Below are 18,451 nucleotides of genomic sequence, written 5' to 3'. Positions count from 1 at the left end.
TTTAGCTAAGTGTCAGAAATTGCAGGTGAGGGGATCTCTCCATACCCTCCACCTTCCTTCCATTCCTCAAAAGGCATTCCCATGACCTACGCACTGATCGCTCCGCCATCCGCGGAGCCGTTGACGCTTGTCGAGGTGAAGGCGCATCTGCGTCTGGATGGCGCCGACGAGGATGCGCTTCTCCTGTCGCTGATCAAGACCGCCCGACAATTCCTCGAGCGCGAGACTGGCCTTTGCCTGATTGCCCAGACCTGGCGGCTTCATCTCGACCGCTGGCCGCGGGATGGCGTGATCCGCATCGCGAAGTCGCCGGTGCAAGTGATTCAAACCGTTCGCGTTTACGGTCTCGATGGGGAGCCGGTTGATGTGTCGCTTGAAGACCATCTGCTGGACGGCGCCGGTCGCCCGGCACGGCTGTGGCTTCGAAATACGCCGGTGACCGGGCGCACCGTCAACGGCATCGAGATCGATTTTATCGCTGGTCATGGCGAGGCCGGAACGGATGTCCCCGATACGCTGAAGCGCGCGATGCTGATCCATATCGGTCACATGTTCGCTTTTCGCGGAGCGATCTCGCCGGACCAGCAGCCGGCCGGAATTCCCGACGGTTACGAGCGGCTGATTTCACCTTTCCGGATGCGGGGGCTCTGATGGTGGTGTTTTTCGATCCCGGCCAGATGACGGCGCGGCTGGCTCTGGAGGCCCCGGTCGATGCCCCGGACGGACAGGGCGGGGCGACCATGGCCTGGACCGAGATCGCAGCATTCTGGGCGAGGGTCGAGCCGGTGTCTTCCACACTGACGGAGCGGGCCGGCGCCGAGATCGGCACAATCACCCACCGAATCTGGCTGCGGTTCCGTACCGACGTGTTCGCCGGGCAGCGCCTGCGCAAGGGCGCGCGGCTCTTCGCCATCAGGCAGGTCGAGGACCCCGACGAAACCGGCCGTTATCTCACCTGCCTGTGCGAGGAGGATGCGCGATGACCGCTGCCAATGCGCTGCTTGCCGCAATCCATGCAAGGCTTACAGGCGATGCGGGATTGACGGCCCTTCTCGGAGAGGGTCGAATTCACGACCGGCTTCTGCCACGGCCGAAACTGCCGGCGATCGTTTTCGGAGAACTGGAGACGCGCGATCTGTCGACATCCACCGAGCCCGGCGAGGAACACTTTCTGACGCTGGAAATCTGGGCGGAAGGCGAGGGGCGAAGGAACGCCCAGCAGATCGCCGAAAAAGTGGCAGCCCTGCTCGACGATGCGGCACTGGAGCTGGAAGGAGCCGCACTGGTCAGCCTGTTGCGGATTTCGACCCGCAGCAGGCGCGAGCCGAAGACCAGATATTACCTGTGCGAAATGCGTTTCAGGGCGGTCACGGAGTAACCGTTCCTGCCTGTCGCGCCTTGGCAACCAGCGAGATCAGCATGGTGACGGCCGAAAGCGCGACGAGCGCAAGCGTGATGGAAATGACGAGCGCAGTCGAGACACCCGTCCGGTCGAGAAGGGCTGTGAACAGGATCGGCGCTGCCGCATTGGCGATGTTCTGCGGCATCATCAGACGTGATGCCTGACGGCCGTATTCGCGCGGCGAAAACAGCGCGAGCGGCAGAAGCGCGCGGGCGACGACGAGAATGCCGGCACCGAAACCGTAAAGCGTGATGAAGGCATAGAGGCTGAAATTCGATGCCGGCAGGAAAAGAAGGCATGCAAAGCTTACCACCATCAGGCTGACGCCGGTGACCGAGGTGAGGAAGGGATTGCCGCGCTTGCCGAGCAACATGTCGAAACCGCGCGCCGAAATGCCGAGCACGCCACGCGCGGCGGCAAGCTGCAGCGCAAGCTCGGGCGTGGCACCCGATTGGCGCAGCACTTCCTGTAGCGACGGCGACAGGCCGAAGGTGACGAAGGAGGCGATTGCCGTCGTCAGCGCCACCAGAACGAACGCAGCCTTCTTGCCGGCCGGCGTCAGCGGCACCGGGGAGAGATCGGCGGACGCGCGGCCACTGGCGACATCGACGGGTTTCGGCAGGCCGAACAGATAAAGCGGCAGGCAGACGAAGACATGCAGGCAGGCGCCGCACAGGAAGGTCGTGCGCCAGCCGATCATGTCGTGCAGCACGTTGAGCAGCGGCCATGCGATGGTGGGAGAAAGACCGGTGAACAGCATCAGCACGGCAATCGTGCGCTTGCCCTCGAAACCCTCGCGTTCGACGACGGCGGTGAAAGCCGGCGCATTAAGCGCGAAGGCGCCGCCGAAGCCGAGAACGATCCAGGCGGCAATGTAGCTTATTGGCCCTTGCGCACTGGCCAGCACGCAGAGCCCGGCGGCAAAAAACAGCGTGCCGATGGAAAGAACCCGCGATGCACCGAGCCGGTCGAGCATCCTGCCGGTCAGCGGGCTTGCGAGCGCGCTCGTCACCATCATCACCGACAGGCCGGCAAAGACGATTTCGTTGGCAAGCCCGAGATCGGGCGCAAGCTTCCGGCCGATCGCGCCGACCGCCTCGAATGTCGTGCCCCACCCGATCAGCTGCCCCAGGGCAAGCACGCTGACGGTTCGAACCGAACTTGAAGGATAGGTCATGGGCAGGGACATCATGCAGGGGGCAGGCAGGCATGGCCTGTAGCAGGTCCGGCAAGGATCGAGAAGTGGCAGGACGACCGAAGATAGGAACCAATCGGGAAGGAATTGCGGCATGGCAGCGCAGAAGGGCAAGGACCTGCTTTTGAAGGTCGATGATGGCGGTTCATTCGTAAGTGTGGCGGGCCTGCGGACGAAACGTCTCGCCTTCAATGCCGAGACGGTGGACGTGACGGATGCCGAAAGCGCCGGGCGTTGGCGCGAGCTTCTGGGTGGCGCCGGCATGCAGCGGGCATCGCTGACCGGTGCCGGGATATTCAAGGACCAGGCAAGCGACGAGAAAGTTCGTGGTTCTTTTTTTTCATCCTCGATCCTCACCTGGCAGGTGGTGATACCGGGGTTCGGGATGATCACCGGGCCATTTCAGGTGACTGCGCTGGAATATTCCGGCGAGCATAATGGCGAGGTTCGCTTCGAACTGGCGCTCGAATCGGCCGGTGCGCTCGCGTTTGGAGCGCCCTGATGACGGCGCCCGCGAGTTATGGCGCTCGTGCCAACCGTCGACGCGGCGAGGTGGAGGCGATGATGGACGGCGAGCGCCGCATCCTGTGCCTGACACTCGGGGCTTTGGCGGAACTGGAAACGGCCTTCGCCGTCGACGATCTGTCCGGTCTTGCGGCGCGTTTTGCCGCCGGGCGACTGAAGGCGGCAGACATGATCCGCATCATCGGCGCGGGCCTGCGCGGCGGCGGCAATCTTTTATCCGATGACGAGGTGGCGGCGATGAGCGTCGAGGGCGGTCTTTTCGCTTATGCGTCGATCGTCGGCGATCTGCTGACGGCAACCTTTGCCGGGCCGGAAGGGCATGTTTCGGCAAACCCTTGAGGGCCGCAGCGGGCAGGAATGGGCATGATGTGCCAATGGCCGGGGCAGGGGATGGGGCGGTGGATCGCTCAACGGCGGATCCGGCGGATAAGCCGCAGCCCTTTCCCTGGGACACCGTGATGCATGTCGGCTTCTGCCTGCTGCGGCTTTCCTCAAGAGATTTCTGGGCGCTGACTCCGATCGAGTTTTCCGCCATGGCCGAGGGGCTGAAACCGCGTGGCGCTGCGACAGACAGGGCCGGGCTCGAGGCTCTGATGCGGCAATTTCCGGATAGGCATGCACCAACAAGGTAGGCGGCAGCCCCTCACCCCCGCCTCCGCTTTGCTCGGCGGACCCTCTCCCCGTGAACGGGGCGAGGGGGAACGGAGAGGCTGCAGCGCGTGTCCTTCGCCCCGCTTGCGGGGAGAAGGTGCCGGCAGGCGGATGAGGGGCTTCGTCCACGGAGAAAATATCATGGCAAACGACGACGATACGGTATCCGAGACACTTGCGGGCGCCAACGCCCTATCCGACGTCATGACCGACCTCGAATCCCGCTCTCAGCGTTTCGGCGCGGCTCTGACCAGCGCGCTGAAATCGGCGACTGCGGGCGGCAAGGGGCTGGACGATGTGTTGAAGGGGCTGGGCAACCGGCTGGCCGACATCACCCTTTCGGCTGGGCTGAAGCCGCTCGAAGGCTTGCTCGGCAATGCGATCGGCTCGCTCACCGGATCGGTAACGCCGTTTGCCGATGGCGGCGTGGTGCGCAGCCCGAGTTATTTCCCGATGGACGGCGAAACCGGCCTGATGGGCGAGGCGGGGGCGGAGGCGATCCTGCCGCTGAAACGCGGCCCGGACGGCGCGCTCGGGGTTGCCTCGGCCGGCGGCGGAGCCATGCCCCAGGTCGTTTTCAACGTCACGGCGACCGATGCCGCCAGTTTCAGGAAAAGCGAAGGTCAGGTCTCGGCCATGCTGGCCCGCAGCGTGATGCGCGGCCGGCGCGGGTTATGACGGAGACATGTTCAGATGAGCGGATTTCATGAAGTGCGGTTCCCCCTGCGGGTGGCACTTGGCGCAAGCGGCGGGCCGGTCAGGCGCACCGACATCGTCAACCTGTCCAACGGCCGCGAACAGCGCAATCAGCGCTGGCGCGACAGTCGCCGCAGCTACGATGCCGGATCGGGCGTGCGGTCGCTTGCCGATCTGTATGCGGTGCTCGAATTTTTCGAGGCGCGACGTGGCCAGCTTTACGGCTTCCGCTTCCGCGATCCTGTCGACTGCATCTCCTGTCCGCCGGGCGCGGTTTTGTCGGCGAGCGATCAACGTCTGGGGACTGGTGACGGCACAACGGCGTCCTTTGCGCTGACCAAAACCTATCAGGATGCCGGCGGCAGTTGGACGCGGCGGATCACCAAGCCGGTGGCGGGCACGGTACTTGTCTCGGTCGACGGCATATCGCAACCGCAATCGAATTTTGCGGTCGATCTGCCGACCGGGACCGTGACATTTGCCGCAGGCCATCTGCCCGCCGTCGGAGCGCTGGTGCAAGCCGGGTTCGAATTCGATGTGCCGGTGCGTTTCGATACCGACCGGATCGACGTTAATCTTGCCCATTTCGATGCCGGCCGCATCCCGAGCATTCCTCTGACGGAGATACTGACATGAGGGCAGTCCCGGCGGCGCTCAAAGCGCATCTTGATGGCGAGGCCACGACGACCTGCCATTGCTGGCGCGTCAGACGCCGCGACGGCACTGTGCTCGGCTTTACCGACCACGATCGCGATCTGGTATTAGATGGCACGGCGTTTTTCGCCGCGAGCGGCTTTGCTGCAAGCGAGACGGAGCAGGCCGCCGGACTGGGGGCAGAAGCTGACGAGATGGCCGGCGGTTTCTCCAGCGATGCCATTGACGAGGCGGACCTTGCCGCCGGCCTTTATGACGGGGCGCGTGTCGAGCTGTTCCTGGTCAACTGGGCCGCACCGGACGAGCATATGCGGCTCAGCCTGCGCGAGATCGGCGAGGTGGTTCGGGCAGGCGGTCAGTTTCGCGCCGAGCTGCGCAGCATGGCGCACCGGCTGAGCCAGCCGCAGGGCAGGCTCTATAACCGCCGCTGCGACGCGAGCCTTGGCGACCACCGTTGCCGGGTCGACCTTGCGGCGTGGCGCGGGACGGGCGCGGTGACCGACATGATTGATCGCAGCCGGCTTCTTGTGTCCGGGCTGGAAGGTTTTGCCGACGGCTTTTTCCGCCAGGGGCGGATCGAGTTTGCCGGCGGTCTGGCCGTTGACGTGGATGGTCACGAGAAACAGGCGGATGGAGACGTGCTCCTGTCGCTTTGGCTGCCGCTGGAGGAAGAGATCGAGGCTGGCCGAACATTTGTCGTGATCGCCGGTTGCGACAAGACCTTGCAGACCTGTCGGCAGCGTTTTGCCAATCTGCTGAACTTTCGCGGTTTCCCCCATGTGCCGGGTGCCGACTTCGCCTATTCCTACGCCGACGGGGAGCGGATCCATGACGGCGGTCCGATATTCGAATGAGTGCGACGGGAGAAAAGGTCGTCGCGCTGGCGCAAGGCTGGATCGGCACGCCCTATCGGCATCAGGGCGCCGCAAAATCTGTCGGCTGTGATTGTATCGGGCTGATCCGCGGTGTCTGGCGCGAACTTTATGGGCAGGAGCCGGAAGCGGTGCCGCCCTATGCGCCCGACTGGGCCGAGCGCAGCGGCGAGGACCGGTTGATGATGGCGGCAAACCGATTGTTCGGCCCGCCATATCCCCCGTCTGCAGCAGAACCGGGTGATCTGCTCCTGTTTCGCTGGCGGCCCGATTGCGCGGCGAAACATGCCGGCATTCTGGTCATCCCGTCGCATTTCATTCACGCCTATGAACAGGTGGCGGTGACACGCTCGGCGCTGGTGCCGTCATGGAGAAGGAAGATCGCGGCAGTGCATCGTTTCCCTCCTGCGCGGATTGATTGAAAACGACGGCAATCTCGCGTATATTACCGGAGTGGTGAGCGGGGCTGCTACCCCGCCCACCGGCTTACTTATCTTTTGAATATGACCCGGACGGTTATAGACCAGCTCGTCCGGGTCAACCTTAAGATAAGCGCAATGCCAATCGGCTTTAGCCTCATAACATTACCTCCAGGTTTGAAAGCAGGGCTTCTGCCACAGTCGGTGTAGCCAATCTCCACCGATGCGCCGGGCTGGCTCGGCGCATTCTGCTTTCGCCTTCAAACATCCACACGCTATCACAATTTTTGCGCGCATCCAGTTGTGAAGACTGCTGCGTCGGGAGAGCCTATGGCCACTCTTCTTTTTCAGGCGGCGGGTGCGGCGCTCGGCGGCGTTTTTGGCCCTGTCGGCGCGATCGTCGGCCGGGCGGCGGGTGCGCTTGCCGGCAATGTCATCGACCGGGCGCTGCTCAACGGAAGCCAGACGATATCGGGTGCAAGGCTTGGGACGGCGCGCATTCCGGGAGCCGATGAAGGTACGCCGGTCACCCGGCTTTACGGCACGGCGAGGATTGGCGGGACGCTGATCTGGGCGACCCGTTTTGAGGAGGAAGTCACCAGCGAACGCACCGGCGGCAAGGCGACCGGGCCGCGGGTCGAGACATTCCGCTATTATGCCAATTTCGCCATTGGGTTGTGCGAAGGGCCGATCGCCGCTGTGCGGCGTGTCTGGGCCGATGGCCGCGAGATCGACCTCACCGGTATCGAGATGCGCGTCTATCGCGGCGACGAGATACAGTTGCCGGACCCGCTGATCGAGGCAAAACAGGGTGAGGCGCTTGCACCCGCCTATCGCGGGCTTGCCTATGTCGTATTCGAACGGCTGCCGCTCGATGTTTTCGGCAACCGCATTCCGGTCCTGCAGTTCGAAGTGCTGCGGCCAGTCGGCACATTGGAACGCCAGATCCGCGCCGTGACCATCATTCCCGGCGCAACCGAGCACGGTTACCAGACAAGCCAGGTGACGGAAAAGACCGGCGAAGGCAGCGGCCGCATCATCAACCGGCACACGACCACGGCACTGACTGACTGGCAGGCCTCGCTCGACGAGTTGCAGGCGCTTTGCCCGGATCTTCAGCGGGTGGCGTTGGTCGTCTCCTGGTTCGGGACTGACCTGCGCGCCGGCCATTGCCGCATCGTGCCGGGTGTCGAAGTCGAGGCGCGGCAGGACGAGAGCGATCCCTGGTCGGTGGCCGGCATTGCACGCGGCGAGGCGCATCTCGTCAGCCGGCGAGATGGTGGACCGGCCTATGGCGGCACGCCGAGCGATACGAGCGTGATCGCCGCGATAACCGACCTCAAGGCACGCGGACTGGGCGTCTATCTCTACCCCTTCATCATGATGGACATTCCGCCGGACAACGGTCTGCCCGATCCGTATGGCAGCAGTGAGCAGGCGGCCTATCCCTGGCGTGGGCGGATCACCTGCCACCCGGCGCCGGGAAATGCCGAAACGCCCGACCGGACGGCGGCATCGCGCATCGAGGTCGAGGCTTTCAGTGGCGGGACGGAGGGGTATCGCCGCATGCTGCTGCATTACGCCGGTCTGGCAGCCGGTGCGGGCGGTGTCGATGGTTTCATTCTCGGCTCGGAACTGCGTGGCCTGACGCAGCTGCGCGACGAGGCCAACCGTTTCCCCTTCGTCGACGAACTGGTCGATCTTGCAGCCGACGTGCGGGCGCTCCTGGGTGCTGCGACCAGCCTCACCTACGGTGCCGACTGGAGCGAATATTTCGGTTTCCACCCTGAGGATGGCTCGGGCGATGTGTTCTTTCATCTCGACCCGCTCTGGGCGTCGCCGGATATCGATGCCGTCGGCATCGACAATTACATGCCGCTTTCCGACTGGCGCGATGGCGATCTGGCATTGGAAAATCCGGACGGGTTTGGTTCGCGTGACGATGTGGTCGCGTTCGCGGGGCAGATCACTGCCGGTGAAGGTTTCGACTGGTATTATGCCAGCGATGCCGACCGCCTGAACCGTTTGCGCTCGCCAATTTCCGACGGGCTGGCCGGCAAGCCCTGGGTTTTCCGCTACAAGGATATAGAGGGCTGGTGGTCGAACCGGCATTTCGACCGCGTGAACGGAGCGGAAGTGAACGCGCCGACCGACTGGATGCCGGGCATGAAACCGGTCTGGTTCACCGAGCTCGGTTGCCCGGCCGTCGACAAGGGCGCCAACCAGCCGAATGTCTTCGTCGATCCGAAATCGGCCGAAAGCGATCTCCCCCATTTCTCCTCCGGCGGCAGGTCCGACAGCCAGCAGCGGCGGTTCCTTCAGGCCCATCACGACCACTGGCAATCGGGTGCTGCCCCGGCAGGCATGGTCGATCCCGGTCGCCTTTTTATTTGGACCTGGGATGCCCGGCCGTCACCGGCTTTCCCGGACGATCTGTCTGTCTGGAGCGATGGAGACAATTGGCGCACCGGCCACTGGCTGAACGGCCGGCTCGGGGCGACCACGCTTGCCGATGCGATCGCGGCAATCCTGACTGATCATAGCTTCGAGGATTTCGATGTCTCGGCGGTCACGGGAGATTTGACCGGTTACGTACAGGCGGATCTGACATCCGCAAGGGCGTTGCTGGAACCTTTGATGGAGACGTTCGGGATCGATGCCGTCGAAAATGATGGCAGGCTTGTATTTCGCGCACGGCACGGCGCAAGCCTTGCGTCGCGCGATATTGCACTCGTTGCCTATCTCGACGACGAACCGCTCTGGAGCGAAAGCCGGGGGCATGACAGTGATTTTCCGGCGCAGGCGGTGCTGACCTTCTGTAATCCGGTGCTTGACTACGAACAGGCGAGCGTGCGCTCAAGATTGCTTCAGACAGACAGCCATCGTGTCCTGAGCTACGATCTGCCGGCGACGCTTGCCGAGGAGGTTGCGCTCGGTGCCGTCGAGACCGCCTTGCGGGCCGGACGCCTGGGACGCCGCATGTTGAGTTTAGCCCTGTCGCCGGCGGATCAGTCGGTCGAGCTTGGTGATGCGCTTCGCCTCGAAGCGGGCCCGGACGGGATATTCGTCGTCGAACGCATGGAGGAAGGGGCCGTCCGGCGGATCGAGGCACGTCATCATCTGGCGCTCCCCCCGTCACGCGCTGTCATTGCCACAGCCCGACGCGACACTGCCGGCGGGGGTGGAGTTTCCGATGCGTTCCAGCCGATCCTGCATTTCCTCGACCTGCCGCGACTGACGGATGCCGCGCCCGAGAGCTTTGCATGCATTGCGGCTTATTGCAGGCCGTGGCGGCGAATGGTCGTGTCTTCCTCCTCAACGGGTGAGGGGTACCGCACACGGGTGACGGTCGATCGTCCCGCACGGGTCGGCGTCCTGGCGGCACCGCTGCTGCCCGGCATGTCCGGGCGTTTCGACCGGGCAAACCTGCTGGACCTGGATCTTTATTTCGGTGGCCTCGCCTCGGCCGAGACCCTTGCCGTCCTTTCCGGTGAAAACCGCATGGCCGTGAAGGCGCAAAACGGTGTCTGGGAAGTTCTCGGCTTTTCGTCGGCCGAGGAGATTTCTGCCGGGCGATGGCGGTTGTCGGGCCTGTTGCGCGGACTGGCTGGAACGGAGGACGCCGCTGATGTCGGCGCCTTGGCCGGTGCCGAATGCGTGCTGCTCGACGAGGCCGTCGTGCCGCTCGGGCTTGGCCGCGAGGAGCGCGGCCGGGTGTTCAACTGGCTGGCGGAAAGCCTCGCAAGCAGCGGCGGGCGCTCCGGCCCCTACAGCTTTGCCGGCGGCGAGCGCGCCGAGACACCGCTTGCCCCGGTCCATCTTCGTGCCGGCCGCAATACCGATGGCGACATCGTGATGAGCTGGGTCCGTCGCGGCAGGATCGATGCCGATGACTGGGAGGCCATCGAAATACCGCTCGATGAGCCGCAGGAGCGATATCGCATCGACCTGATGGCCGGTGCCGAGGTGGTGAAAAGCGTCGATTTGGACGCGCCGTCCCTGCTTTATCCGGCAACGGACGAAATCGCGGATTTCGGTGCGCTGCAGGAGATCGTCGATTTCCGGGTGAGGCAGATGGGTCGCGCGGTGCTGCTCGGCATTCCGGCACGCGCTGTGATCAACCTTTGATAACATCTTTGACATGAAGGAGATGAACAGATGGATGGACTGAAGACCTGGTACCAGTCGAAGACCGTATGGGGCGCGCTGATCGCCGTCGCCGCCTCGGCCCTGCAGCTTGCAGGGCTTGACATCGGCGCTGATGAACAGGGAGAATTGGTCAATATCGCAGTGACGCTCGCGGGCGTCGTCGGCGGTCTTCTGGCACTTTATGGGCGCATCGTCGCCAACGGTCAGATCGGTGGAAAAGCCCCTTCCGGGCCATCCTGAAGGGCAGCATTACAGAGCATTCATTTGCCATTCAGCCGTCATCAAGTACATAATCCATAACATGCTTTGGACATGGCCTTTTGTCGCTTGAGTGGAAACAGGTACCTATGGCGCGACTGCCGATCATCGCGATTTTGGCCGCCGGTGCTGCATTTGCAGCGCTGCCCGGTGAGCCTGCGGCGGCACGGGACTATCTCGTGCTGGTTGCCGGCGACTGCGGCACGGCGGCCTCGCGCGTGGTCCGCGATACGGGCGGACAGCTTTTGTCGGCCCAGCCGTCGTCGGACGGCCAGACCTGCGTCGTCACCGTGCTTGTTCAGGGTAACGGCAGCGAGCGTCCGCGCAAGGTCACCGTCCGGGTGCCGATGTAACAAAAATTCAGGTAAGGTGCCTGCCACAGGGTAGGTCAGGGACGGTTCATGCGCATTCTCGTGGTCGAAGACGACGTCAATCTCAATCGCCAGCTTTCAGAGGCGCTGAAGGAATCCGGCTATGTCGTCGATACCGCTTTCGACGGCGAGGAAGGCCATTTTCTCGGTGATACCGAACCCTATGACGCGGTGATCCTCGATATCGGCCTGCCGGAAATGGACGGCATCACCGTTGTCGAGAAATGGCGGGCCAACGGCAAGGGCATGCCTGTCCTGATGCTGACTGCCCGTGATCGCTGGAGCGACAAGGTGGCCGGCATCGATGCCGGCGCCGACGACTATGTCGCGAAACCTTTTCATGTCGAGGAGGTTCTGGCGCGGGTCCGCGCACTGATCCGCCGCGCTGCGGGGCACTCGTCCTCGGAGATCGCCTGCGGTCCGGTGCGCCTCGATACCAAGGCGTCGAAAGCGACCGTCGACGGCATCGCCTTGAAACTGACCTCGCACGAATTCCGTCTTCTCTCCTACCTCATGCACCACATGGGCGAGGTCGTCTCGCGCACGGAACTGGTGGAGCATATGTACGATCAGGATTTTGATCGCGATTCCAACACGATCGAAGTTTTTGTCGGCCGCCTGCGCAAGAAGATAGGTGTCGACCTGATCGAGACCGTGCGCGGGCTGGGCTACCGGATGCAAGCTCCGGCCGATGCCCGATAATATCCAAAAACGCCCCCGGGGATTGGGGATGGGAGGGGTCAGGTCACTGACGGCTCGGGTGCTGTTGCTGGCAACCGCATGGTCGGCAGTGGCGCTGGTGGTGATTGCCATCGTGATCTCCCAGCTCTACCGGCAGTCGTCCGAGCGGGCCTTTACCGACCTTTTGCGCGCACAACTCTATAACGTCATCAATTCGATCACCATCGGCGATGACAACAAGCTGTCGGGTAACCCGCAGCTTGGCGACCTGCGTTTTTCGCAGCCGGAAACCGGTTGGTACTGGATCATCGAGCCGCTCGGAACCTTCGCCGCGACGCCGCTCTCCTCGTCCTCGCTCGGCACTTCGAATATCAAGGTGCCGACCATCCTGAGCGTGCCGTTCAACAATCGATACGAGCGTTTCTACCGAACCAGCGACGCTTTCGGCAACCACGTTCTGGTGGCCGAAACCGAAGTGGTGCTGGATGGGGAAGGGCGCGCCGCCCGTTTCCGCGTCTCAGGCAACCTTGCCGTCGTCGAGGACGACGTGCAGGGATTTTCCCGCAATCTCTACATCACGCTGGCGATATTCGGTCTGGGCAGCCTGATCGTCAACGGCATGGCGATCCTCTATGGGCTGCTGCCGCTGAAAGGCGCTCGCCGCGCGCTGGAGCGGGTGCGGCGTGGCGAGGTCGAGCGCCTCGAAGGCCAGTTCCCTCGCGAGATCATGCCGCTGGCCAACGACATCAATGCGCTGATCGAGAGCAACCGGCGCATCGTCGAGCGCGCCCGCATGCAGGTTGGCAATCTTGCCCATTCGCTGAAGACGCCGATTGCCGTGCTGTTGAACGAAAGCCGCATGGGCGAGAAGGTGCAGTCGGATCTGGTGCGCTCGCAGGCAGAGGCGATGCAGACGCAGGTGCAATCCTATCTCAGTCGCGCCCGTATTGCCGCACAGCGCGAATCGCTGCTGGCCCGCAGCGATCTGGAGCCGGTGATGGAACGGCTTGTTCGGGTAATGCGGCGGCTCAATCCGGAAACCGAGTTCCATCTCTCGGTTGTTCCGCTGACACTGGCGATCGGGCTGGAGCAGCAGGACCTCGAAGAGACGATCGGCAACCTTCTGGAAAATGCCGCAAAATTTGCCAGGCTCGGCGTGTGGCTGTCCGCCGTTCCGGCCAGCGCACCCGAAGGTTCCGAAGGTGAGGCCGCCCGCCGCCCTTGGGTGGAGATTGTCGTTGAGGATGACGGGCCGGGACTCGATCCCGACCAGATCGTCATTGCCATGAAACGCGGCAAACGGCTGGACGAGAGCAAGCCCGGCGCCGGTCTCGGACTATCGATCATCAGCGAGATTACCGCCGAGTATCAAGGGTCGGTAAAGCTCGATCGCGGCGCTCGGGGCGGTCTGCGCGCCCGTCTTCTGCTGCCCGGCGTCGCCAAGTAACAGAGGCAGGGAGCGTCGCCGCCAACCGGGGCCGCGACACTGTGGCGGATAAGCAACTGCTAAAGACTTGCTGTCCTGACTTCTGGACGACTGCATCGCCTGCTATATCATTGACCGAAAAGGTGGCTGACCGGGTTTCTGGACATTGTCGCGGTTGAGACCTGTCGAGGGCAATATCCTCGTCTCCACCATGATATGACCAAAGATCGAGACGATATGCCATGTGAATTCGAGCCGGAGACCGTTTCAGCAGTGATGCGATCCAACAAACCCGTGACTGTTATGATGATCTTCTGCGGCCTTGCCGTAGTCTCAGGTTGCTCGACGAGTTCCGGCAATTCCGCGGCACGTGGGCTGCTGTCGCCGAAACCGTCCGCGTCGGCAAATTACATCACCGCACTGCAGGGTGGCATTGTCAGCCGCACCGGTGCCGAGCTTTCCTCCAGCGATCGCTCTCGGGCGCTCGAAGCCGAATATCGGGCGCTGGAAGAGGCGGCCGGCGGGCAGAGTGTTCTCTGGAAGGGCGACGATACCAATGGCGAAGTGACCGCCAATGCACCCTATCAGGTGGGTGCGCAGAATTGCCGGCAATACCGCCATACCGTGACCTTCAAGGGCAAGGATCTGATGGCGAGAGGCGCTGCCTGCCGCAATTCCGACGGGACCTGGACGCCGCTGATGTGACGCACTCGTGAATTTGATGCAGGTCATGGCTCGTTTTCGCCATTTTCAATAGTCTTGAAAAGTTCTAAAGACCTTGCCCGGCGACGCGGTTTTTAGCCGCGCCGAAGCTCTCAAATTCACGTCGACCGCGTGTGGATCATTGGAAAGCCACCGCCGTTGCAGTAATTGGCGAACATGATTTTATGGATCCTTCTTGCGCTCCTGACCGCCCTGGTCGCGGCAGCGCTTCTCTATCCGCTTTACCGGCATTCTGGGGCCGCGGAACCAGGCAATGCCGGAGAGGTTGCGGTCTATCGCGACCAGATGAAGGAGCTGGACCGCGATCGTGCGGGTGGACTGATCAGCGCCGAGGAAGCTGAATATGCGCGTGCCGAAATCGGCAGGCGCCTGCTTGCGGCCGCTGGCAAGAGCACGTCTGCAGACACGAAACAGTCAGGTGCGGGCGGCGTGCGGAAATTCGCGATCGTCAGCGTGACGCTCCTGCCGCCGGCGATCGGCCTCTGTCTTTACGTCATGCTGGGCAGCCCAGGCTTGCCCGATCAGCCGCTTCAGGCGCGGCTGGAAAACCCCGGTACCGACATGGCGCTGCTGGTTTCCAAGGCCGAGCGGCATCTGGCGCAGAATCCGAATGACGGTTCCGGCTGGGATATTCTTGCCCCCATCTATTTCCGCTCGATGCGTCTTGGCGATGCCGAGCTTGCCTATCGCAACGCGATCCGGCTGATCGGTCCGAATGCGGCGCGCCTGTCCGGCCTCGGTGAGACACTGGTCGCGTCCAATGACGGCATCGTCACCGACGACGCCCGTTCCGCCTTCGAGGAGGCCGTGCGGCTGGAACCCGGCAATGTGCGGGCGCGCTTTTATGTCGGTCTGGCGCAGGAACAGTCGGGCAAGGCCGACGAAGCGCGCGCGACCTTCGAGGCGATTGCCAAGGCATCGCCGCCCGATGCCCCATGGATGGCGTTGATCAACGACCATATCGCAAAGAATGGCGGTACCGCTGCAGCCTCGGCCGGTGCCCCCGCAGCAACCGCTCCTCCGGCCGCTCCGCTTGGTGGACCGACCAGCAGCGATGTGGCGGCGGCGCAGAACATGTCGCAGGGAGATCGTCAGGCTATGATCCGCGGCATGGTCGACAGCCTTGCCGAAAAGCTGCAGGCTGATCCGAACAATATCGAGGGCTGGTTGCGGCTGGTTCGCTCCTACATGGTGCTGGGCGACAGGCCGAAGGCCGAAGAAGCACTGAAGACCGGGCTGGGGCATTTTCCGGCGGATGGAAACGAAGGCAGGCAACTTGTGGCGCTTGCCCAGGAAGCGGGGCTGACGACGACCGGGACGGCATCCCAGGAGCCGACGCCACAGGCAACGACGCCCCAGGGAGTGACGCAATGACGCGCAAACAGAAACGGTTGGCAGTGATTGCCGGCGGCATGAGCTTCATCATCGTTGCCGTCTTCCTGGTGATGTTCGCCTTCTCGCAGTCGGTCGCCTATTTCTTCATGCCGGGAGATATCGCGGCCGCCAATCTGCAGCCCGGAACGCGCATCCGCCTCGGCGGTCTCGTCGAGCAGGGCTCGGTCAAGCGCGGCCAGGGTGCGACGGTGAGTTTCACCGTCACCGACGGCAAGGCGACCGTTCCGGTCTCCTATACCGGCATCCTGCCCGACCTGTTCCGCGAAGGGCAGGGCGTCGTGACGGAAGGCGCCTTCGATGCCGCCACCCATGGCTTTGTTGCCGACAGCGTGCTGGCCAAACATGACGAGAACTACATGCCGAAAGAAGTTGCCGACCGCCTGAAGAAGGACGGGGTCTGGGAAGACGGATCCGGCAAGGGCATGGCGCCTGCCAAGGGCGAGGACAAGAGCAAGGCCAAGGGCATGGATGGCGCCGAAAAGACGCCGGAAAATGGCCAGATCGTGGGGAGCACGAAACCATGATCGTTGAAATCGGCCACTACGCGCTGGTGCTGGCACTGGCGACCGCGATCATCGTCTCGATTGTCCCGGTTGTCGGCGTCAGGCGCCGCGACGCCAATATGATGGCGCTTGCGACCACCGGTTCGATTGTGATCTTCGGCCTTGTCGTCTTGTCCTTTGCGGCATTGACCTGGGCCTATGTCGCATCCGACTTTTCGGTGAAGAACGTCTGGGAGAATTCCCATTCGCTGATGCCGCTGATCTACAAATATTCGGGTGTCTGGGGCAATCACGAAGGCTCGATGATGCTCTGGCTGCTGATCCTCTCGCTTTTCAGCATGCTTGTCGCCGTCTTCGGTCGCAACATTCCCGAAACGCTGAAGGCCAATGTGCTCTCGGTTCAGGCCTGGATCTCGGTCGCCTTCCTGCTGTTCATCCTGTTGACCTCCAACCCGTTCCTCCGGCTCGATCCGGCGCCGGCGGAAGGCCAGGACCTCAACCCGGTCCTGCAGGATCTCGGCCTCGCCATCCACCCGCCGCTTCTCTATCTCGGTTATGTCGGTTTCTCGGTCTGTTTCTCCTTTGCCGTCGCGGCTCTCATGGAAGGCCGCATCGATGCCGCATGGGCGCGCTGGGTGCGGCCCTGGACGCTTGCCGCCTGGACCTTCCTGACCGCCGGCATCGCCATGGGCTCCTACTGGGCCTATTACGAGCTCGGCTGGGGCGGCTGGTGGTTCTGGGATCCGGTCGAAAACGCATCCTTCATGCCCTGGCTTGCCGGCACGGCGCTGCTTCATTCGGCGCTGGTCATGGAAAAGCGCGAGGCCTTGAAGATCTGGACGGTGCTTCTGGCGATCATGACCTTCTCGCTGTCGCTGCTCGGCACCTTCCTCGTTCGCTCCGGCGTTTTGACCTCGGTGCACGCTTTCGCCACCGATCCGTCGCGCGGCATCTTCATCCTCTGCATTCTCGCGATCTTTATCGGCGGAGCCTTCACGCTGTTTGCCTGGCGCGCGCCGACGCTGAAGGCCGGTGGCCTGTTTGCACCGATCTCGCGTGAGGGTGCGCTCGTCCTCAACAACCTGATCCTGACGGTCTGCGCCGCAACGGTGCTGACCGGCACGCTTTATCCGCTGGCGCTGGAAACGTTGACCGGTGAGAAGATTTCGGTCGGTGCGCCGTTCTTCAACATGACCTTCGGCTTGCTGATGCTGCCGTTGCTTCTTGCTGCACCGCTGGGGCCGATGCTGGCCTGGAAACGTGGCGATCTTTATGGCGCCCTGCAGCGCCTCTGGATCTTTGCGGGACTGGCACTGCTGGCCGGACTGGCTGTCTGGTATATCCACCACGGCGGCCCGGTCATGGCGATCTTCGGTCTGGCGCTCGGCTGCTGGGGGATCTTCGGCGCGCTCGCTGATCTCTGGTATCGCGGCAATTTCGGCAAGCTGCCGGTGATGACGTCGTTTGCCCGCCTGAAGGGTCTGCCGCGTTCCGCCTGGGGCACGGCGATTGCCCATTTCGGCCTCGGGGTGACGGTGATCGGCATCATCGCCGCATCCGCCTTCAGCACTGAAAATGTCCTCGACATGAAGCAGGGACAGACGACCGATGCGGGTGGTTACGCGCTGACATTCGACGGTTTCCGCGATGCCGTCGGCCCGAACTATACCGAACAGCGCGGTCATTTCACCGTCCGCTCCGGTGGTGCCGTCGTGGCTGACGTCTGGTCGTCGAAGCGGCTTTACACGGCACGCCGCATGCCGACGACCGAGGCCGGCATCCTGACATTCGGGCTGAGCCAGCTTTATGTCTCGCTCGGCGACCCGATCGATGGCGGCGGTATCGTCGTGCGCATCTGGTGGAAACCGATGATCACCTGCATCTGGGGCGGTGCGCTGGTGATGATGTTCGGCGGTTTCGTCTCGCTCTCCGACCGGAGATTGCGCGTCGGTGCCCCGCGTCGCAAGGCAAAGGCAGTCAAGGTTGCCATGGAGCCGGCCGAATGATCCGCCGTCTCCTTCTTGCGCTGGTCTTGTGTCTGGGCGCCTTTCCAGCCTTTGCCGTCAATCCCGACGAGGTTCTGAAGGATCCGGCGCTTGAACACAGGGCGCGGCAGATCTCCGCGCAACTGCGCTGCATGGTCTGCCAGAACCAGTCGATCGACGACTCCAATGCCGAGCTTGCCAAGGATCTGCGTCTGCTGGTGCGACAGAGGATCACCGACGGCGATACGGACGGCCAGGTGATCGACTATGTCGTATCGCGTTATGGTGAGTTCGTGCTGCTCAATCCGCGTCTGAGTGCAAAGACGGTCATCTTATGGGCGATGCCGATCGGCCTGCTTGTCATCGGCATATTTGCGCTCGTCGTATTCGTCAGAAGCCGGCCGGGCCGACGCGTGGCCGACGAGCTGACGGCCGAGGAAAAGGCACGGATCGAGGATCTGCTGCAGCGTTGAGCACCGCTTCATTACCAGGGCGTGAATTCGAATATTACGAACATTTCATGCGATAGCCACCTGCAGTTAAGGT

The 18,451-nt window shown here is 63.0% G+C and carries 21 protein-coding genes; 20 read left to right on the top strand and 1 reads right to left on the bottom strand.

The annotated features are described in order from the left end of the window. Nucleotides 1-81: 81 nt before the first annotated feature. From AC2GXZ_RS06550 to AC2GXZ_RS06540, 3 genes are read left to right on the top strand one after another with little or no spacing between them, the layout of a single operon-like run. The gene (locus tag AC2GXZ_RS06550) at nucleotides 82-651 is read left to right on the top strand and encodes a head-tail connector protein (protein ID WP_483758352.1); all 570 of its coding nucleotides are present in this window, start codon (nucleotides 82-84) and stop codon (nucleotides 649-651) included. Further along, the gene (locus AC2GXZ_RS06545; RefSeq protein ID WP_483758351.1) at nucleotides 651-983 is read left to right on the top strand and encodes a phage head closure protein; all 333 of its coding nucleotides are present in this window, start codon (nucleotides 651-653) and stop codon (nucleotides 981-983) included. Before AC2GXZ_RS06550 ends, AC2GXZ_RS06545 begins: the two co-directional genes overlap by 1 nt. Then, on the top strand, nucleotides 980-1,378 hold the full coding sequence (locus AC2GXZ_RS06540) for a DUF3168 domain-containing protein (RefSeq protein WP_483758350.1): 399 nt from the start codon (nucleotides 980-982) through the stop codon (nucleotides 1,376-1,378). Before AC2GXZ_RS06545 ends, AC2GXZ_RS06540 begins: the two co-directional genes overlap by 4 nt. Here the strand turns inward: AC2GXZ_RS06540 and AC2GXZ_RS06535 are convergent. Continuing rightward, a complete protein-coding gene (locus AC2GXZ_RS06535) occupies nucleotides 1,368-2,579 on the bottom strand; it encodes an MFS transporter (protein ID WP_483758349.1) in 1,212 nt (403 codons plus the stop codon). The two genes, AC2GXZ_RS06540 and AC2GXZ_RS06535, sit on opposite strands and share 11 nt — an antisense overlap. Nucleotides 2,580-2,691: 112 nt before the next feature. Between AC2GXZ_RS06535 and AC2GXZ_RS06530 the strand changes: the two genes are divergently transcribed. The 17 genes from AC2GXZ_RS06530 to AC2GXZ_RS06450 all read left to right on the top strand — a co-directional run bounded on the left by AC2GXZ_RS06530 (nucleotide 2,692) and on the right by AC2GXZ_RS06450 (nucleotide 18,378). Then, nucleotides 2,692-3,099: a phage major tail protein, TP901-1 family gene (locus AC2GXZ_RS06530; RefSeq protein WP_483758348.1), complete on the top strand. Its 408-nt coding sequence runs from the start codon at nucleotides 2,692-2,694 to the stop codon at nucleotides 3,097-3,099. Beyond that, nucleotides 3,099-3,461 carry a gene transfer agent family protein gene (locus AC2GXZ_RS06525; RefSeq protein ID WP_483758347.1) on the top strand — a complete coding sequence of 121 codons (363 nt, stop codon included), beginning with the start codon at nucleotides 3,099-3,101 and terminating at the stop codon, nucleotides 3,459-3,461. Before AC2GXZ_RS06530 ends, AC2GXZ_RS06525 begins: the two co-directional genes overlap by 1 nt. A gap of 59 nt (nucleotides 3,462-3,520) precedes the next feature. Next, the gene (locus tag AC2GXZ_RS06520; RefSeq protein WP_483758346.1) at nucleotides 3,521-3,754 is read left to right on the top strand and encodes a rcc01693 family protein; all 234 of its coding nucleotides are present in this window, start codon (nucleotides 3,521-3,523) and stop codon (nucleotides 3,752-3,754) included. A 160-nt stretch (nucleotides 3,755-3,914) separates the two neighbouring features. Continuing rightward, nucleotides 3,915-4,451, top strand: a complete 537-nt coding sequence (locus AC2GXZ_RS06515; RefSeq protein ID WP_483758345.1) for a phage tail tape measure protein — start codon at nucleotides 3,915-3,917, stop codon at nucleotides 4,449-4,451. A 15-nt stretch (nucleotides 4,452-4,466) separates the two neighbouring features. Further along, nucleotides 4,467-5,105, top strand: a complete 639-nt coding sequence (locus AC2GXZ_RS06510; protein WP_483758344.1) for a phage distal tail protein, Rcc01695 family — start codon at nucleotides 4,467-4,469, stop codon at nucleotides 5,103-5,105. Beyond that, a complete protein-coding gene (locus tag AC2GXZ_RS06505) occupies nucleotides 5,102-5,977 on the top strand; it encodes a DUF2163 domain-containing protein (protein WP_483758343.1) in 876 nt (291 codons plus the stop codon). Before AC2GXZ_RS06510 ends, AC2GXZ_RS06505 begins: the two co-directional genes overlap by 4 nt. Then, nucleotides 5,974-6,417, top strand: coding sequence for an NlpC/P60 family protein (locus AC2GXZ_RS06500; protein ID WP_483758342.1), 444 nt, complete (start codon nucleotides 5,974-5,976; stop codon nucleotides 6,415-6,417). Before AC2GXZ_RS06505 ends, AC2GXZ_RS06500 begins: the two co-directional genes overlap by 4 nt. A gap of 327 nt (nucleotides 6,418-6,744) precedes the next feature. Next, a complete protein-coding gene (locus AC2GXZ_RS06495) occupies nucleotides 6,745-10,542 on the top strand; it encodes a baseplate multidomain protein megatron (protein ID WP_483758341.1) in 3,798 nt (1,265 codons plus the stop codon). A gap of 30 nt (nucleotides 10,543-10,572) precedes the next feature. After that, on the top strand, nucleotides 10,573-10,803 hold the full coding sequence (locus tag AC2GXZ_RS06490; RefSeq protein ID WP_483758340.1) for a hypothetical protein: 231 nt from the start codon (nucleotides 10,573-10,575) through the stop codon (nucleotides 10,801-10,803). Between the two features lie 107 nt (nucleotides 10,804-10,910). Further along, the gene (locus tag AC2GXZ_RS06485; protein ID WP_483758339.1) at nucleotides 10,911-11,174 is read left to right on the top strand and encodes a hypothetical protein; all 264 of its coding nucleotides are present in this window, start codon (nucleotides 10,911-10,913) and stop codon (nucleotides 11,172-11,174) included. Nucleotides 11,175-11,222: 48 nt separating this feature from the next. Next, nucleotides 11,223-11,894 (top strand): response regulator transcription factor, encoded by a 672-nt coding sequence (locus tag AC2GXZ_RS06480; protein ID WP_483758338.1) that lies wholly within the window; start codon nucleotides 11,223-11,225, stop codon nucleotides 11,892-11,894. Nucleotides 11,895-11,922: 28 nt separating this feature from the next. Continuing rightward, the gene (locus AC2GXZ_RS06475) at nucleotides 11,923-13,320 is read left to right on the top strand and encodes an ATP-binding protein (protein ID WP_483758337.1); all 1,398 of its coding nucleotides are present in this window, start codon (nucleotides 11,923-11,925) and stop codon (nucleotides 13,318-13,320) included. A 255-nt stretch (nucleotides 13,321-13,575) separates the two neighbouring features. After that, nucleotides 13,576-14,004, top strand: a complete 429-nt coding sequence (locus AC2GXZ_RS06470) for a hypothetical protein (protein WP_483758336.1) — start codon at nucleotides 13,576-13,578, stop codon at nucleotides 14,002-14,004. A gap of 174 nt (nucleotides 14,005-14,178) precedes the next feature. Then, on the top strand, nucleotides 14,179-15,396 hold the full coding sequence (gene ccmI / locus AC2GXZ_RS06465; protein ID WP_483758335.1) for a c-type cytochrome biogenesis protein CcmI: 1,218 nt from the start codon (nucleotides 14,179-14,181) through the stop codon (nucleotides 15,394-15,396). After that, nucleotides 15,393-15,941 (top strand): cytochrome c maturation protein CcmE, encoded by a 549-nt coding sequence (ccmE, locus tag AC2GXZ_RS06460; protein ID WP_483758334.1) that lies wholly within the window; start codon nucleotides 15,393-15,395, stop codon nucleotides 15,939-15,941. The genes ccmI and ccmE overlap by 4 nt, the downstream gene beginning before the upstream one ends. Then, nucleotides 15,938-17,926 carry a heme lyase CcmF/NrfE family subunit gene (locus AC2GXZ_RS06455; RefSeq protein WP_483758333.1) on the top strand — a complete coding sequence of 663 codons (1,989 nt, stop codon included), beginning with the start codon at nucleotides 15,938-15,940 and terminating at the stop codon, nucleotides 17,924-17,926. The genes ccmE and AC2GXZ_RS06455 overlap by 4 nt, the downstream gene beginning before the upstream one ends. Next, nucleotides 17,923-18,378 (top strand): cytochrome c-type biogenesis protein, encoded by a 456-nt coding sequence (locus AC2GXZ_RS06450; protein WP_483758332.1) that lies wholly within the window; start codon nucleotides 17,923-17,925, stop codon nucleotides 18,376-18,378. The genes AC2GXZ_RS06455 and AC2GXZ_RS06450 overlap by 4 nt, the downstream gene beginning before the upstream one ends. Nucleotides 18,379-18,451: the final 73 nt, after the last annotated feature.

It is taken from the genome of Aliirhizobium sp. YIM B11859, assembly GCF_057163345.1.
Note: the sequence above shows the minus strand (reverse complement) of the source record. Positions and strands in the feature narration are given on the sequence as shown.

Coding starts and splice junctions, on each gene's coding strand:
- AC2GXZ_RS06510 (WP_483758344.1), top strand. CDS start 4,467: ATGAGCGGATTTCATGAAGTGCGGTTCCCCCTGCGGGTGGCACTTGGC.
- AC2GXZ_RS06525 (WP_483758347.1), top strand. CDS start 3,099: ATGACGGCGCCCGCGAGTTATGGCGCTCGTGCCAACCGTCGACGCGGC.
- AC2GXZ_RS06545 (WP_483758351.1), top strand. CDS start 651: ATGGTGGTGTTTTTCGATCCCGGCCAGATGACGGCGCGGCTGGCTCTG.
- AC2GXZ_RS06495 (WP_483758341.1), top strand. CDS start 6,745: ATGGCCACTCTTCTTTTTCAGGCGGCGGGTGCGGCGCTCGGCGGCGTT.
- AC2GXZ_RS06500 (WP_483758342.1), top strand. CDS start 5,974: ATGAGTGCGACGGGAGAAAAGGTCGTCGCGCTGGCGCAAGGCTGGATC.
- AC2GXZ_RS06490 (WP_483758340.1), top strand. CDS start 10,573: ATGGATGGACTGAAGACCTGGTACCAGTCGAAGACCGTATGGGGCGCG.
- ccmE (WP_483758334.1), top strand. CDS start 15,393: ATGACGCGCAAACAGAAACGGTTGGCAGTGATTGCCGGCGGCATGAGC.
- ccmI (WP_483758335.1), top strand. CDS start 14,179: ATGATTTTATGGATCCTTCTTGCGCTCCTGACCGCCCTGGTCGCGGCA.
- AC2GXZ_RS06470 (WP_483758336.1), top strand. CDS start 13,576: ATGCGATCCAACAAACCCGTGACTGTTATGATGATCTTCTGCGGCCTT.
- AC2GXZ_RS06505 (WP_483758343.1), top strand. CDS start 5,102: ATGAGGGCAGTCCCGGCGGCGCTCAAAGCGCATCTTGATGGCGAGGCC.
- AC2GXZ_RS06515 (WP_483758345.1), top strand. CDS start 3,915: ATGGCAAACGACGACGATACGGTATCCGAGACACTTGCGGGCGCCAAC.
- AC2GXZ_RS06535 (WP_483758349.1), bottom strand. CDS start 2,579: ATGACCTATCCTTCAAGTTCGGTTCGAACCGTCAGCGTGCTTGCCCTG.
- AC2GXZ_RS06450 (WP_483758332.1), top strand. CDS start 17,923: ATGATCCGCCGTCTCCTTCTTGCGCTGGTCTTGTGTCTGGGCGCCTTT.
- AC2GXZ_RS06480 (WP_483758338.1), top strand. CDS start 11,223: ATGCGCATTCTCGTGGTCGAAGACGACGTCAATCTCAATCGCCAGCTT.
- AC2GXZ_RS06455 (WP_483758333.1), top strand. CDS start 15,938: ATGATCGTTGAAATCGGCCACTACGCGCTGGTGCTGGCACTGGCGACC.
- AC2GXZ_RS06550 (WP_483758352.1), top strand. CDS start 82: ATGACCTACGCACTGATCGCTCCGCCATCCGCGGAGCCGTTGACGCTT.
- AC2GXZ_RS06485 (WP_483758339.1), top strand. CDS start 10,911: ATGGCGCGACTGCCGATCATCGCGATTTTGGCCGCCGGTGCTGCATTT.
- AC2GXZ_RS06530 (WP_483758348.1), top strand. CDS start 2,692: ATGGCAGCGCAGAAGGGCAAGGACCTGCTTTTGAAGGTCGATGATGGC.
- AC2GXZ_RS06540 (WP_483758350.1), top strand. CDS start 980: ATGACCGCTGCCAATGCGCTGCTTGCCGCAATCCATGCAAGGCTTACA.
- AC2GXZ_RS06475 (WP_483758337.1), top strand. CDS start 11,923: ATGGGAGGGGTCAGGTCACTGACGGCTCGGGTGCTGTTGCTGGCAACC.